Source organism: Pseudomonas sp. 2725, from assembly GCF_050434585.1.
Classification (GTDB): Bacteria; Pseudomonadota; Gammaproteobacteria; order Pseudomonadales; family Pseudomonadaceae; genus Aquipseudomonas; species Aquipseudomonas jessenii.
On the sequence record NZ_JBNDIV010000002.1, the window covers coordinates 361,922 to 376,033 of the forward strand.

13 protein-coding genes are annotated in these 14,112 nt (G+C 60.6%); 4 read left to right on the forward strand and 9 right to left on the reverse strand.

Annotated features, from left to right (window positions below; genetic code table 11):
* Positions 1 to 82 precede the first annotated feature (82 nt).
* The gene (metR, locus tag ABIE16_RS05945; RefSeq protein ID WP_007985733.1) at positions 83 to 1,000 is read left to right on the forward strand and encodes a transcriptional regulator MetR; all 918 of its coding nucleotides are present in this window, start codon (positions 83 to 85) and stop codon (positions 998 to 1,000) included.
* A 177-nt stretch (positions 1,001 to 1,177) separates the two neighbouring features.
* On the opposite strand, the gene ABIE16_RS05950 is transcribed toward metR, so the two are convergent.
* From ABIE16_RS05950 to ABIE16_RS05970, 5 genes are all read right to left on the reverse strand, one after another.
* Positions 1,178 to 1,675: a GNAT family N-acetyltransferase gene (locus ABIE16_RS05950; RefSeq protein WP_057716231.1), complete on the reverse strand. Its 498-nt coding sequence runs from the start codon at positions 1,673 to 1,675 to the stop codon at positions 1,178 to 1,180.
* A gap of 2 nt (positions 1,676 to 1,677) precedes the next feature.
* Positions 1,678 to 2,316: a LysE family translocator gene (locus tag ABIE16_RS05955; protein ID WP_057716232.1), complete on the reverse strand. Its 639-nt coding sequence runs from the start codon at positions 2,314 to 2,316 to the stop codon at positions 1,678 to 1,680.
* Between the two features lie 23 nt (positions 2,317 to 2,339).
* On the reverse strand, positions 2,340 to 2,774 hold the full coding sequence (locus tag ABIE16_RS05960; RefSeq protein WP_057716233.1) for an NUDIX hydrolase: 435 nt from the start codon (positions 2,772 to 2,774) through the stop codon (positions 2,340 to 2,342).
* A gap of 155 nt (positions 2,775 to 2,929) precedes the next feature.
* Positions 2,930 to 4,255, reverse strand: coding sequence for an APC family permease (locus ABIE16_RS05965; protein WP_429520715.1), 1,326 nt, complete (start codon positions 4,253 to 4,255; stop codon positions 2,930 to 2,932).
* Between the two features lie 226 nt (positions 4,256 to 4,481).
* Positions 4,482 to 5,303, reverse strand: a complete 822-nt coding sequence (locus ABIE16_RS05970) for a carbon-nitrogen hydrolase family protein (protein ID WP_057716235.1) — start codon at positions 5,301 to 5,303, stop codon at positions 4,482 to 4,484.
* Between the two features lie 124 nt (positions 5,304 to 5,427).
* Between ABIE16_RS05970 and ABIE16_RS05975 the strand changes: the two genes are divergently transcribed.
* Positions 5,428 to 6,228, forward strand: coding sequence for a helix-turn-helix transcriptional regulator (locus ABIE16_RS05975; protein ID WP_057716236.1), 801 nt, complete (start codon positions 5,428 to 5,430; stop codon positions 6,226 to 6,228).
* A gap of 164 nt (positions 6,229 to 6,392) precedes the next feature.
* Complete coding sequence (locus ABIE16_RS05980; RefSeq protein WP_407514211.1) at positions 6,393 to 8,012, forward strand: FMN-binding glutamate synthase family protein; 1,620 nt, start codon at positions 6,393 to 6,395, stop codon at positions 8,010 to 8,012.
* 27 nt (positions 8,013 to 8,039) lie between these two features.
* Here ABIE16_RS05980 and ABIE16_RS05985 read toward each other — a convergent pair whose 3' ends face one another.
* The 3 genes from ABIE16_RS05985 to ABIE16_RS05995 are packed head-to-tail and all read right to left on the reverse strand — an operon-like array spanning position 8,040 to position 10,862.
* Positions 8,040 to 9,548 carry a glucosyltransferase domain-containing protein gene (locus ABIE16_RS05985; protein WP_340315416.1) on the reverse strand — a complete coding sequence of 503 codons (1,509 nt, stop codon included), beginning with the start codon at positions 9,546 to 9,548 and terminating at the stop codon, positions 8,040 to 8,042.
* Between the two features lies 1 nt (position 9,549).
* Complete coding sequence (locus ABIE16_RS05990) at positions 9,550 to 10,491, reverse strand: glycosyltransferase family 2 protein (RefSeq protein WP_429520716.1); 942 nt, start codon at positions 10,489 to 10,491, stop codon at positions 9,550 to 9,552.
* On the reverse strand, positions 10,488 to 10,862 hold the full coding sequence (locus ABIE16_RS05995) for a GtrA family protein (RefSeq protein ID WP_429520717.1): 375 nt from the start codon (positions 10,860 to 10,862) through the stop codon (positions 10,488 to 10,490). Before ABIE16_RS05995 ends, ABIE16_RS05990 begins: the two co-directional genes overlap by 4 nt.
* Before the next feature lie 244 nt (positions 10,863 to 11,106).
* On the opposite strand from ABIE16_RS05995, the gene ABIE16_RS06000 reads away from it, so the two are divergent.
* Positions 11,107 to 12,231: an OpgC family protein gene (locus ABIE16_RS06000; protein WP_429520718.1), complete on the forward strand. Its 1,125-nt coding sequence runs from the start codon at positions 11,107 to 11,109 to the stop codon at positions 12,229 to 12,231.
* A gap of 240 nt (positions 12,232 to 12,471) precedes the next feature.
* On the opposite strand, the gene ABIE16_RS06005 is transcribed toward ABIE16_RS06000, so the two are convergent.
* Positions 12,472 to 13,893 (reverse strand): amino acid permease, encoded by a 1,422-nt coding sequence (locus ABIE16_RS06005; protein ID WP_429520719.1) that lies wholly within the window; start codon positions 13,891 to 13,893, stop codon positions 12,472 to 12,474.
* Positions 13,894 to 14,112 lie beyond the last annotated feature (219 nt).

Genomic DNA, 14,112 nt, shown 5'->3' on the forward strand with positions numbered 1-14,112 from the left:
TGCTTATGGTCGACAGCGGCATCAACATGAGACAAACTCAACGTTTTCGATTTATCGACAAGTTTTCCTCATGGAGCCTCCGGTGCTTGAAATCCGTCACCTCAAGACCCTGCACGCCTTGCGCGAAGCCGACAGCCTGGTGGATGCGGCCGATCGCCTGCACCTGACCCAGTCAGCCCTGTCCCACCAGTTCAAGGAGCTGGAGGAGCGCATGGGCATGCCGCTGTTCGTGCGCAAGACCAAACCGGTGCGCTTCACCAGCGCCGGTTTGCGCCTGCTGCAACTGGCCGACGCTACCCTGCCGCTGCTGCGCGCCGCCGAGCGCGACATCAGTCGCCTGGCCGGTGGCACGGCCGGTCGTCTGCACATGGCGATCGAGTGCCACAGTTGCTTCCAGTGGCTGATGCCGACCATCGACCAGTTCCGCGACGCCTGGCCGGAAGTCGAACTGGACCTGGCCTCGGGGTTTTCCTTCGCCCCGCTGCCAGCCCTGGCCCGTGGCGACCTGGACCTGGTGGTGACCTCCGATCCGGTGGACCTGGCCGGGATCACCTATGTACCCCTGTTCACTTATGAAGCGATGCTCGCGGTGGCCAACCAGCACCGCCTGGCCAGCAAGGCTTATATCGTCCCCGAAGACCTGCTCCCGGAAACCTTGATCACCTACCCGGTGGAACGGGACCGGCTGGACATCTTCACCCGCTTCCTCGAACCCGCCGACATCGAACCGGCCCAGGTCCGCACCTCGGAACTGACAGTGATGATGATGCAACTGGTGGCCAGCGGTCGCGGCGTGTGCGGCATGCCCCATTGGGCACTGCATGAATACAGCTCGCGAGGCTATGTGAAAGCCAAGCGGCTGGGTGAGAAAGGTTTGTTCGCCACACTGTATGCGGCGATCCGCGCCGACATGCTCGATGCGCCGTACATGCGCGACTTCTTGCTGACGGCCAAGGACACGTCGTTTTCGACGCTGGATGGGGTCAGCGCCGTTCGCTAGAACAATCAGACGATGCGGTCTTTGTGGCGAGGGGGCTTGCCCCCGTTCGGCTGCGAAGCAGTCGCGAAAACTGCAAGCGCAATGTGTCTGAAGAAATGCTGGGGAGCGCTTCGCACTCCAACGGGGGCAAGCCCCCTCGCCACAAAAGCTCGCTCCTACAGGGGATCTATGTGATGGTTATATCTCACGCCACATGTGGATCTTGTCGAAGTAATCCTCGCCCACCCGCACGGCCATCGGTTCCAGGCCGAACTGGACGAAACCGCAGCGCTGGTAGAGGTTGAACGCGGCATCGTTGCCGGCGGTGATGGTCAACTGGATCAGGCGCAAACCCGCATGGTTCTGCGCCTCGGCCAATGCCGCCTGAACCAGTTGATAGCCGAGCCCACGCTGGCGGACCTTGGCGGTCACGTACATGCCAAACAGTGTCACCTTGTGCCGGGCCTTTTCCCGAGGCTCGAACGCGAGGCCGACAATGCCGGCCAACCGGCCCTCTTCGAACGCCCCGAGCACCACGTCCAGCTTGCCGGTCAGGCGCGACTCCCACCAACTCAGCGGCATCGCTGCCCGCTCACGCACGCTCGAGGTAAAGGCCTGCGGGTGCAGGTCGTAGGCTTCAAGCATCAGCGCCCGGTAGTCCAGGGCATGGCTGGCATCAAGTCGTTCGATCCACATCCTCAGGCCATCCGTTTTTGCTCAAGCATCAGCCGCAGCGCCAGCCCCGACAATACAAAGCCCATGAAGTAGCGCTGCATCGCCAGCCAGGTCGGATTGTTGACGAACCACGAGGCGATGCCTGCGGCAAACATGGCGATCAGCAGGTTGACGCAGAAACTGACGCTGATCTGGGTCAGGCCGAGGATGATGCTCTGGGTGAACACCGATCCGTGCTCCGGCGTGATGAACTGCGGAAACACCGACAGATAGAACACCGCGATTTTCGGGTTCAGGGCGCTGGTCAGAAAGCCCATGGTGATCAGCTTGCGCGACGAATCCGGGGGCAACTGCTGTGCCTCGAACGGCGAGCGCGCACCGGGTTTGACCGCCTGCCAGGCCAGCCACAACAGGTACAGCGCACCGGCCCACTTCAACACCTCATAAGCCATCGGCACCGCCAGGAACACTGCAGTCAAACCCGCAGCGGCGGCAAACAGGTGCACGAAGAATCCGGCGACCACCCCAAGCAGCGAGATCACCCCGGCCTTGCGCCCCTGGCAGATCGAACGGGAGATCAGGTAGATCATGTTCGGCCCCGGTGTCACTACCATCAGCAACGCGGCAGCAGCAAAAATCAGCAGGTCTTGAAGCGGGATCATGGGCGAGGTCCTTTGCGTGATGATCAGGCGATCGCGGTCAGCGATGCTCGATAAAACGGCAGAATCAGGTCCCGTGTCAATGGCGCCAGGCTGACATCGCCGTCGGTGGCCGGGTCGATCCAGAGCACCTCTTCGATCTCCGCCGCCGGGGTGACGTCGCAATGAATATTCAGTTGAAAGAGCTCGGCGTGTACGACAAACCCCGGTTCGTTGGCGGCTGGTGCCGAAAAGTGACCGAGGTAAACGGCCTGCGCCGGGTCGATGTCCAGACCCAGCTCTTCTTCCAGCTCCCGGGCCAGGGCGTGGACCGGCAATTCATGGGGCTCGATCTTGCCACCCGGCTGCATGAACGCCGTGGTGCCGCGCTTGCGCACCAGCAACGTGCGGCCGTCAGGGCCGATCAACAGGGCGGCGGCGATGCGGATAATCCCGGAGGCAGGCATGGAAAACGTCGACATAAACAGAAGGCCCTTGACTCAAAAACGCTAAGGATCACATGTCCGCCCTGTAGGAGCGAGCTTGCTCGCGATGGTCGGGAACGAAAACGCGTAAAACCAGATGCCCATCGGCGCCCTCAGGTTTATCGCGAGCAAGCTCGCTCCTACAGTTTCCTTTATGCGGCTTCCTGGAAATCCATCTCCGGCGGCTGCCGACGGAAACCACCGGTCAATACCGCCAGGTACACCACGCCAATCGCCAGCCAGCTCAACCCCAGATAAACCGCCAGATGATCGAGGCTGACCATCAACCACAAATCCGCTGACAGGCCGATGAACGGAAACAACAGGAACAGCACGAATTCGCGCGGGCCTTTTTTCTCGCCACCGATCCAGTAATGGAAGATCACCGACAGGTTGACCAGACTGAATGCCAGGAACGCGCCGAAGTTGATGAACGAGGTCGAGGTGGTGACGTCCAGTTTCAGTGCCAGCAACGCCACCACCGCGCACAGCAAAATGCTGTTGATCGGCGTACCGAAGCGTTCGTGCAAGGTCCCGAAAAACGACTTCGGCAACACGCCGTCGCGGCCCATGGCGTACAGCAGCCGCGAACCGCTGGCCTGGGCTGACAGCCCCGAGGCGAACTGGCCAACGATCAGGCCGATCAGAAAGATCGACACGAACAGGTCGCCACCGATGTTGCGGGCAATTTCATAGGCCGCCGAGTCGACGCTGTCGAACTGGAACGACGGATGGGCGATCTGCACGAAGTACGACACGCCGACGAAAATCAGCCCGCCGATCAGGGTGATCAGCATGATCGCCCGGGGAATGGTGCGGCGTGGATCGCGGGCTTCTTCGGTCAGGGTGCTGACCGCGTCGAAGCCCAGGAACGAGTAACAGGCGATGGCCGCGCCGCTCATGATCAACGGCATCTGCATGTCGCCATTGAAGAACGGCTTGATCGACCACAACGGCGTGCTTGCATCACCGCCGACGTAATGCACGCACAGCGCGACGAAGGCGATCAGCACCAGGAACTGCACCAGCATCAACAGGGCATTGATGCCGTTGGCCAGCTTCAGGCCGACGATGTTGATCGCGCTGGTGATGCTGATGAACGCCAGTACCCAGACCCACTGCGGCACCGCCGGGAATGCGGAGTTGAGGTAGGCCGCGCCGATCAGCCAGATCGCCATGGGCAGGAACAGATAATCGAGCAGCACCGCCCAACCGGCGATGAACCCGAGTTTCGGGCTGATGGCCTTGCGCACATAGCTGTAGGCCGAGCCGGCCACCGGGAACGCCGAAGCCATCCGCCCATAGCTCATGGCAGTGAAGAACATCGCCACCAGCGCCGCGAGATACGCGGCCGGCACCATGCCGGCGGTGGATTGAGCGAGGATGCCAAAGGTGCCGAGCACAATGATCGGTGTCATATAGGCGATGCCAAACAGCACCACCGAGCCTAATGACAGGGTGCGTTGCAAACGAGCCATGAGCGACTACTCCGGATTTTATTGGATTTATGGCAGAGCCGAGTTCGGCGCAGGATTTTCGGGTGTTGCGTTGTTGTTCTTGGGTCAAGGATCGAGCATGTGTGTTGTTTGTGCCGGCCTCTTCGCGAGCAAGCCCGCTCCCACAGGGGATCTCGGGCGTTCACAAGACCAATGTGGGAGCGGGCTTGCTCGCGAAGGCGACAGCCCGGTCAACACAGAATCCGGATCAGCGCACAGGAATCAGCAGCTCCCGCAGCCCACCCGCCTGCTCAACCACCTCCCCCGGCAACCTCAGCCGCTGATCGTCCAGATAGCGGTAATCCTGGCGCGCCACCGTCAGCTGGTTCAGGTCCAGTTCGACCGCAAACTGCCCTTCCTCGCGTCCGGCTTCGAACAACAAGGTGCCCAGCGGATCGACCAATGCGCTGCCGCCGGCAAACAACAAACCGCCATCGCCCTCTTCCACCCGGTTGACCATCAGCGCAAACGCCTGGTTTTCCTGGGCGCGGGCCATGATGGCGGTGCGATGGGTCGGACCGTAGGGGTCCATGTTGCCGTTGGTGACGATCAACAGTTCAGCCCCCAGTTGCGCCAGGGCGCGGGCGCTCTCGGGGAATTCGATGTCGTAGCAAATCAGCAGGCCCACACGCACGCCGTTCCACAGGCAGGTGGCGTAGCGATCGCCCGCCTCGTAGACACCGCGATCCGAGGCCCACAAGTGAGTCTTGCGGTATTTCAGGGCGATGCCTTCGGGGGTGATCAGCAGCGTGGTGTTGTAGAAACGGCCGTTGTCGTTTTCGGCCATGCCGATGGCCACGGAGATATTGTGCTGGCGGGCAGCGGCGATCACTGCACTGACGGACGGGCCGTCCAGCGGCTCGGCCACCTCGGCCACGGACTCGGCCGAAGGGAAGCCCATCAAGTGGCCTTCGGGGAACAGGATCAGCTGCGAATCGGCTGCGCATGCAGCCATTGCCGCCAGGGTGCGTTCGAGGTTGTAGGCCGTGTCGTTGTCACGGCCTGCCAATTGGGCGAGTTCGACCTTCATGGGTATTCCTTGTTATGCGCCGGGCGGCAGAAAGATTGCCCGGTCGGTGTCTGTGCGCCAGTATGCGCAGCAAGCAACCGGGCGGGGAATTACGCCGCCGGGGTAACACGATAGGGGTAGATGCATGACACTCTCGTTGGACGACATCGCCTGGCACCGCTCGGTGGGGCAACTGATCGACGCCCTGGACAAGCCCAATTTCTGGACCCAGCTTGTACGCCTGCTGGACCAGTACGTGCCCTTCGACAGCTGGGTGGCGCTGCTTTTCAGTGCCGATCAGCGCCCCCAGGTGTTCGCCGAATGCCCCGGCGAAGACGGCAGCCCTGACCAGTTGTTCCAGGATTACCTGCGCGGCCTGTACCTGCTCGACCCCTTCTACATCGCCTGTCGCGAGCAATCGCGCACCGGGCTGTATCGCCTGTCGGAAGTGGCCCCGGAGCACTTTGAGCTGACGGAGTATTACCAGCGCTACTTTCGTCTGAATGTGGTGGCCGACGAAATCCAGTTCAATTGCCAGCTCGAAGGCGACCGCACGCTGTGCCTGTCCCTGGGCAGCACCCAGCGTTTCAGCGGCCAGCAGATCGCCTTGCTGTCGTTGATCCAGCCGTGGGTGCTCGGCCTGTTGCGCCAGCGTCTACCCTATGAAATCAACGAAGTCGTAGCCTTGGCCCCCGCACCGCCGCAAGCTGATTGGCGGGTACAACTGGAAGCCTCGGTGCAGCAACTCAAAGGCGCGCAGTTGACGGCCCGGGAGCTGGATGTCGGGCGTTTGATGCTCAGCGGTTGCTCCAGTAAAGAAATCGCCCGCAAGCTGGAAATCTCGGTCGAAACCGTGAAAGTCCACAAGAAACACATGTACAGCAAGCTGGGGATCAAATCCCAGTCCGAGCTGTTTTCGATATTTCTCCAGGCACAAAATGCCTGAATGACCTGTGGAGCACTTTGCTTTTATGTGGGAGCGAGCTTGCTCGCGATTGCGGTTTCATATTCAGCATTGATGTTGACTGACCCGCCGCCATCGCGAGCAAGCTCGCTCCCACAGTGTTTTGTGTTTTGTCCAAATATTGAGTCCGAACCCAAGGAAACCGTATGAGCCTGTCACTCCTGAGCCGCTACGCCTTCTTTGCCGTCTGTGTGATCTTCACCCTCGCCAGCCTGCCTTTTCTTGACAATGACTGGCTCTGGCCGATTACCGCCGTCACCGCCGTCCTCAGTCTGATCGGCCTGTTCGATCTGCTGCAAAGCCCCCACGCGGTGCGCCGCAATTACCCGATCCTGGGCAATATCCGCTACCTGGTCGAAGGCATTCGCCCGGAAATCCGCCAGTACTTGCTCGAATCCGACAGTGACGCCCTGCCCTTCTCCCGGGCCCAGCGCTCGCTGGTCTACTCCCGGGCCAAGAATGAAACCGCCGACAAACCCTTCGGCACGCTGATTGACGTGTATCAATCGGGTTTCGAATTCATCGGCCACTCCATGCGCCCCGCTCCCTTGAGCGACCCGAGCAGTTTCCGGGTGACGGTCGGCGGCCCGCAATGCACTCAGCCGTATTCGGCGTCGGTATTCAATATCTCGGCCATGAGTTTCGGCTCCCTCAGTGCCAACGCCATCCGTGCCTTGAACCAGGGTGCCAAGCTCGGCAATTTTGCCCATGACACCGGCGAAGGCAGCATCAGCCCCTATCACCGGGAAAACGGCGGCGACCTGACCTGGGAACTGGGCAGCGGCTACTTCGGCTGCCGCACCAGCGACGGCCGCTTCGACCCGGAGCGCTTCGCGGCGCAAGCCCGGACGCCACAGGTACGGATGATCGAAATCAAGATGAGCCAGGGCGCCAAGCCCGGCCACGGCGGCATCCTGCCCAAACACAAGGTCACCAAAGAAATCGCCGAAACCCGCGGTATCCTGATGGGCGAGGACTGCGTGTCACCGTCGCGCCACACCGCGTTTTCCACGCCGATCGAAATGATGCATTTCATCGCGCAACTGCGTGAGCTGTCCGGTGGTAAACCGGTGGGTTTCAAGTTCTGCCTTGGCCATCCATGGGAGTTCATGGGCATCGCCAAGGCCATGCTGGAAACCGGCATCCTCCCGGATTTCATCGTGGTGGACGGCAAGGAAGGCGGCACTGGCGCCGCGCCCGTGGAGTTCACCGACCACATCGGCGTGCCGATGCGCGAGGGCCTGTTGTTCGTGCACAACACCCTCGTTGGGCTGAACCTGCGGGACAAGATCAAACTCGGCGCCAGCGGCAAGATCGTCAGCGCCTTCGACATCGCCAGCGTGCTGGCCATCGGCGCCGACTGGGCCAACTCGGCGCGCGGCTTCATGTTCGCCATCGGCTGCATCCAGTCGCAGAGCTGCCACACCAACAAATGCCCGACTGGCGTCGCCACCCAGGACACCCTGCGCCAGCGCGCGCTGGTGGTACCGGACAAAGCCCAACGCGTGTTCAACTTCCACCGCAACACCCTCAAGGCCCTGGCGGAAATGCTCGCCGCCGCCGGCCTCGAACATCCATCGCAGTTGTCCGCCAAGCATCTGGTGCGACGTATGTCGGCAACCGAGATCAAGCTGTTCTCGCAGTTGCACGTGTTCCTCAAACCGGGTGAGTTGCTGACCGGTGAAGTGAACGGCGAGTTCTACTCGCGGATGTGGCAGATGGCCCGGGCCGATAGTTTCGAGCCCAGTGAAATAGCGGCGGCATGACCTCGCCACCCCGAGCAGAATCGCGCGTCACCAGCGCAGTGTTTTGCTCGGGGCCGGTTCTTTCATAACGATAAAACCGTAATCGCCGATCAGGTAAATCCGGTAGAACCGGCTTTCGACCAACGCCGGATAGCCCTGATAGCCGACCCGCGTCGCATTACGCCGCTCCTGCTCCGCCACCACGTTGGTGATGCCTGCTTTCGGCAGATTTTCGGCCAGCATGTAAAAGTCGGTATTGAGCAAGTAGTGCAGCACTGGCAGCTGTTTGAATGAGCCTGCCGCCGCCACCAACCAATAGTCGGAGTAACTCACCGAGAGGTAGATCCGCCTGGCCTCGCGCAGCGACTGATGGCTGGCGATGTCGTACGCAAGACCGGCCAGTGCCGTGGACGCAAAGGTTTTCTGCACCGTCAGCACCCGGCCATAAGCGAACGACAACGACAACATGGCCAGCAGGGGAATCATCAACAGCAGCGGCAACCGCTCATGGATCGACGCCAGCGCCAGATGCCCCAGGTAGAACAGCAACACCAGCAGCACGGCGAAGCCCATCAAGGTGCGGGCACCTTCGTTGAAGTCGCGGAAAAACAACGCGACACCGGACACCAACAGCGTCACGACGGGCAAAGTCAGCAAACACATCAGGCCGATCAACAGCTTCTTCGGCCCGCTGTCCTGGCGCGCCGCTACGTTCAATCCCAACCGCACCGCCCCGGCTATCGCGAGCAACAGCAACCCGCCGGACACCCAGAGCCATCCGCCATGGAACAGCAGCACGACTTTTTCCAGGACCCGGCCAATGTTGATCTGGATCTGCAATGAGGGATGCGCCGTCCAATCGAGCAGCAATGTACGGTTGGAACCCATGAAAGGATAAGCACTGACGCTGTAGATCAACCCGCCGAGGATGACCTGAGCGGCTTTCCAGCCCAGTAGGTCGCGCCATGGTACCGGGGTGGTTTTATCGTTGGCGGCCCTGAGCAACTCCAGGCAACACAGACCCAGGAACACATTCAGGCTGACTTGATACAGCCCCAGCGCCAAGGCAATCAGGAACGACGGCACCAGCCACTGCACGCCGCGCCAAGGGTGGCGAAAGGTGATCGCGTAGATCACCGCCACCAGGCTCAGGGTCGTGGTGGGACCGTCGTATTGATAAGACAGGTTCTGCAGAAAGAACGGGTTGTACCAGAGCGGCAACAGCACCAGGCAGCAAGCAACGGTGGGCCGACGGAAGTAATGGAACGTCAGGCTTGTCAGCGCCGACGCCATGGCCAGCGTGGCGATCAACAAGGGCAAGGGAAAGATGTTCGGCGCGGCATGGCTGAAGGTCAGCGCGTTGTAGAAAAGCTGGGCGAAGAGTCGGCCCTGTTCGGCCCAGGCCATGCCCGCCGCCAGCGAGCGCCAGTTGTCATCGATGTAGGGATAATCGGCGAGGATCAACGGCAGGACATACACCAGGGTGGCGGCCAGAAAAAACCGCCAGACCTGATGCCGGCTGAGCTCGCGAACGAAGACGTCGCTGAACCGCCCCATTCTAACGCCCGCCCCGGTCTTTACCGCCGACGATGTCCTTGATCACATAACGCGGCCGGTGCTTGGCCTCGATATAGATGCGACCGATGTACTCGCCGAGGATGCCGATGCCGATCAGTTGCACGCCGCCGAGAAACAGGATCGCAGTCATCAGCGACGGATAACCGGGAACGCTGTTGCCGAAGAAAATCTTGTCCAGCACCATGTACACCGCATAGAACACCGCGAACATCGAAATGCCGCCACCGACGTAAGTCCACAAGCGCAGCGGCACGGTACTGAACGAGGTCACGCCTTCCAGGGCCAGGTTCCACAGCTTCCAGATATTGAACTTGCTGCTCCCCACCACCCTTCCTGGCCGCTCGAACTCCACCACTACGGTGTTGAACCCGGCCCACGACAGCACGCCTTTCATGAATAACTGGTGCTCCGGCAAGGAACGGATCACATCGACCACCTTGCGATCCATCAGCCGGAAGTCCCCGACGTTTTCCTCGATGCGGGTGTAGGCGATGCGATTGAGCACACGGTAGAAAATCGATGCGCTGTGGCGCCTGAGGTAGCCGTCGGCGGCCCGGTTGCGGCGCTTGGCGAGTACCACATCGGCACCCTTTTGCCATTGCTCGATCAACAACGGAATGACGTTGATCGGGTCCTGCAGGTCGACATCCATGGGAATCACGGCATCGCCGCTGGCATGCTCCAGGCCGGCAAACAGTGCCGGTTCCTTGCCGAAGTTGCGCGAGAAATTGATCAGCATGACCTGATCATCCGCCTGGGCAAGTGCCATAGCCTGTTCGGCCGTGTTGTCGGAGCTGCCGTCGTTGATGAATACGATCTCGACTTCGGTGTCGCCTAATCTCAACTCCCTTCGCACCGCCTGATAAAACAGGTTGATGGACTGCTCTTCGTTGAAGACCGGGACAATGAGCGAGATTTTCATTGATCACGTCCGCGAAACACCACGTATTTGGAATATAGAAAACCGAACACCAGGCTCAACGCCGAAAACAGGACCACCGTGAGCAAGCCGTGCAACCGCCAGAGGTCACCCAGATGGCCGATACCCAGGCTCAGTGCCCCCATGCCCAAAAGAAACAGCAGATAACCCGCGACCGTGGCACTGGCGGCGAAAGTAAATTGCGCGTTCATGAAGAAGGAAAATGACGCGGCCACGCAGAAGGCGGCCAGGTTACTGATCGCCTGACTGAGGCCGGCTGCCACGCTCAACAGGAAAAAGATCTGCCAGTGAATCAGGGTGTTGGCGACCCCGATCACCGTGTAACTGGACAGCCCTTTCCACAACAGTCTCATGTGAGGCTCCCGTTTCAAGAACGTTGCACTTATTGATATTTGAGCCTGTTTACTGTCATAAATCGCAGGTCAAGCGGTCTTTCAGACCAGCGGTTGAGCCTTGGGGCAATGCCCGAGACATCCGGTAATATCCCGGTTTTGCAATTGCCCGCGAATCAGTCCACCCTGCGCGCCGCCGATTGGGCGCGTGGCCTTTGCGCCAGCGGCCAATCCCATTTTTACCTGCTGTTACGAGCCTGCTGTCATGACCTTAGCGCGCGATCACCGGATCGACTTTTTTCGTGGTCTGGCACTGATCTTCATCTTTTGGGATCACGTGCCCCACAACCCTTTGGGGCAAATCACCCTGCGTAACTTCGGTTTCAGCGATGCAGCCGAGGTCTTCGTGTTTCTGGCAGGTTTCGCATCCGTATTGGCGTACGGCAAAGTCCTGGCGCGCGAAGGCTTTCTGATCGCCTGCGTAAAAATCCTGCGCCGGGCGTGGGTGCTCTACGTGGTGCATATCTTCCTGCTGGCGATGCTGATGGGCATTGTGTTTTTCGCCAACAGCCACGTGGAAACACGGGATCTGGTGGAAGAAATGGGCATGCATCACTTCATCAGCAACCCGCAGCAGGCCCTGATCGATGAACTGCTGTTGCGCTTCAAGCCGAACCTGATGGACCCGTTGCCGCTGTACATCGTGCTGTTGGCGGGCTTGCCCCTGGTGCTGCCGCTGCTGGTGCGCAAGGCCTGGGTGGTGGTCTCGATGTCATTGGCGCTGTACCTGATGGTGCCGCTGGCTGGCTGGAACCTGGCGGCCATCAAGGACGGCGTGTGGTATTTCAACCCGGTCGCCTGGCAGCTGCTGTTCGTACTCGGCGGTGCCGCTGCGATTCACAGCCAGCGCCCGCGCCTGCCCCAGACCCGCCCATTGGTTCGCCAGCCGTTGTTTGTCGGTGCGGCGCTGTATGTCGTGGTCGCGGGTGTGTTGACCGTGCTGTGGCGTTGGCCGGAGCTGCACGATGCCGTGGTGCCGGCGAGCCTGCAAAACATCCTGTATCCCATCAGCAAGACCGACCTTTCCCCCGCGCGCCTGCTGCACTTCATGGCACTGGCCTACGTCACGGCGAAACTGATTCCCGACAGCGGATGGACACAAAACTGGCTCGCGCAGCAAAGTTGCCGCATGGGCCGTTTCTCGCTGGAGATTTTCTGTCTGGGCGTGCTGCTGGCGCCATTGGCGGACATGGTCAATGCGCTGACCGACGATGCTTTTGCCATGCAGATCTTCACGGCGTTGGTGGGTGCCGGATTGATGGCGTTGCTGGCGGCGTGGCTTGAGTTCAACAAGCGCTTGACTGGTCCAAAGCAGGTGGTAGTCGCTTGACTGATACCTGTGGCGAGGGGGCTTGTCGGATCGCCGCACCGCCCCGTTCGGCTGCGAAGCAGTCGCAAATCCGATATTTGCGGTGTGTCTGGCACAACTTTAGGGCCTGATCTAGGGACTGCTTTGCAGTCCAACGGGGGCAAGCCCCCTCGCCACAAAAGCCCCGGTTCGCAGATAAATGACTTTCAACAAAAAGCCCCGGCCAATCGACCGGGGCTTTGGCTTTTCAAGCGTTACAACTTACGAAGCCGAACGCGCCGCACCTTGCGAAACATTGGTCGGTTGCAGCTTGAACACGTAGAACAGCACCGTCAGCAGCACCAGGAACGCAGGCCCCACATACAGCGCCACGCGGGTGTCCGGGAAGTACGCCATCAGGCCGACCACCAGCACCAGGAACGCCAACGCCAGGTACGAACTGACCGGGTACAGCCACATGCGATATTTCAGGCCGGCCGCTTCGCTGGCGCTCAGGCCTTTGCGGAACTTCAGCTGGGCCAGCAGGATCATCACCCAGGTCCAGATCGCGCCGAAGGTGGCAATTGCCGTCACCCAGACAAACACCTTTTCCGGCACCAGATAGTTCAGCAGTACGCCCAACAGCAACGCGCCAATCGACAGCAGCAATGCACGACGCGGCACGCCGTTGTTCGAGGTCTTGGCAAAGCCCGCCGGAGCCTGGCCGTTCTGCGCCAGGCTGTAGAGCATGCGCCCGGTGCTGAAGATGCCACCGTTGCAGGACGACAACGCCGCGGTGATCACCACGAAGTTGATGATGCCGGCGGCGGTCTTGATGCCCAGCCGCTCGAACGTCATCACGAACGGGCTGCCCTGGGTGCCGATTTCGTTCCAAGGGTAGATCGACAGGATCACGAACAGCGCACCGACGTAGAACAGCAGGATGCGCCAGAACACCGAGCCGATCGCGTTCGGAATGGTCTTCTGCGGGTTCTTCGCTTCACCGGCGGTCAGGCCGATCATCTCCACGCCCAGGTAGGCGAACATCACCATTTGCAGCGACATCAACACACCCTGTACACCGTTAGGCATGAAGCCGCCGTGGGTCCACAGGTTGGAAATACCCAGGGCCACGCCGTCGTTGCCGAAACCGAAGGCGATGATGCCGATACCGCCGAGCACCATCGCAATGATGGTGACGATCTTGATCAAGGCAAACCAGAACTCGAACTCACCGAAGGCCTTGACCGCGATCAGGTTGATCGAGCCCATGCTGATCAACGCAGCGAGCGCCCAGATCCAGCGTGGTACATCGGGGAACCAGATACCCATGTACACCGCCACGGCAGTGATTTCCGCGACGCAGGTCACCAGCCACAGGAACCAGTAGTTCCAGCCGGTCAGGAAGCCCGCCAGCGGGCCGAGGTAGTCTTGGGCGTAACGGCTGAACGAGCCGGCGACGGGATTGTGCACGGCCATCTCACCGAGAGCGCGCATGATCACCAGGATCGCCAGACCGCCAATGATGTAAGACAGCATGATGGCCGGACCGGCCATTTCAATGGCCTTGGCCGAGCCCAGGAACAGGCCGACGCCGATACAGGCACCGAGTGCCATCAGGCGAATATGCCGCTCGCCGAGTTCACGTTTGAGCGGACCGCCCTGAGCGGTCTCGCCTTGGGGCAGGTGATTGCCTACGGGCATGGGGGACAACCTCGTCTTGTTATTGGATATGACCACCGAGTGGCGAAGCGCTGACCGATAAGCCATCGCGTCCCGAACCGGTTCTGCTTCGTGGGCAGAGTCGTCTTGTAGGAAAAACCCGCAAGATCAGTGGGAAAAACGGCGCCGAGTATTGCACAACAATGGTGCATCGTCATGCCCCTGCCAAAGTCGTACTTACCCTCGAAAAGGCTCTACTTC

Excerpts from the sequence above, each read along its gene's own strand:
- ABIE16_RS05950 (WP_057716231.1), bottom strand. The coding sequence starts at position 1,675 with ATGTGGATCGAACGACTTGATGCCAGCCATGCCCTGGACTACCGGGCG.
- ABIE16_RS05960 (WP_057716233.1), bottom strand. The coding sequence starts at position 2,774 with ATGTCGACGTTTTCCATGCCTGCCTCCGGGATTATCCGCATCGCCGCC.
- ABIE16_RS05975 (WP_057716236.1), top strand. The coding sequence starts at position 5,428 with ATGACACTCTCGTTGGACGACATCGCCTGGCACCGCTCGGTGGGGCAA.
- ABIE16_RS05990 (WP_429520716.1), bottom strand. The coding sequence starts at position 10,491 with ATGAAAATCTCGCTCATTGTCCCGGTCTTCAACGAAGAGCAGTCCATC.
- ABIE16_RS05970 (WP_057716235.1), bottom strand. The coding sequence starts at position 5,303 with ATGAAGGTCGAACTCGCCCAATTGGCAGGCCGTGACAACGACACGGCC.
- ABIE16_RS05965 (WP_429520715.1), bottom strand. The coding sequence starts at position 4,255 with ATGGCTCGTTTGCAACGCACCCTGTCATTAGGCTCGGTGGTGCTGTTT.
- ABIE16_RS05985 (WP_340315416.1), bottom strand. The coding sequence starts at position 9,548 with ATGGGGCGGTTCAGCGACGTCTTCGTTCGCGAGCTCAGCCGGCATCAG.
- ABIE16_RS05980 (WP_407514211.1), top strand. The coding sequence starts at position 6,393 with ATGAGCCTGTCACTCCTGAGCCGCTACGCCTTCTTTGCCGTCTGTGTG.
- ABIE16_RS06000 (WP_429520718.1), top strand. The coding sequence starts at position 11,107 with ATGACCTTAGCGCGCGATCACCGGATCGACTTTTTTCGTGGTCTGGCA.
- ABIE16_RS06005 (WP_429520719.1), bottom strand. The coding sequence starts at position 13,893 with ATGCCCGTAGGCAATCACCTGCCCCAAGGCGAGACCGCTCAGGGCGGT.
- ABIE16_RS05995 (WP_429520717.1), bottom strand. The coding sequence starts at position 10,862 with ATGAGACTGTTGTGGAAAGGGCTGTCCAGTTACACGGTGATCGGGGTC.
- ABIE16_RS05955 (WP_057716232.1), bottom strand. The coding sequence starts at position 2,316 with ATGATCCCGCTTCAAGACCTGCTGATTTTTGCTGCTGCCGCGTTGCTG.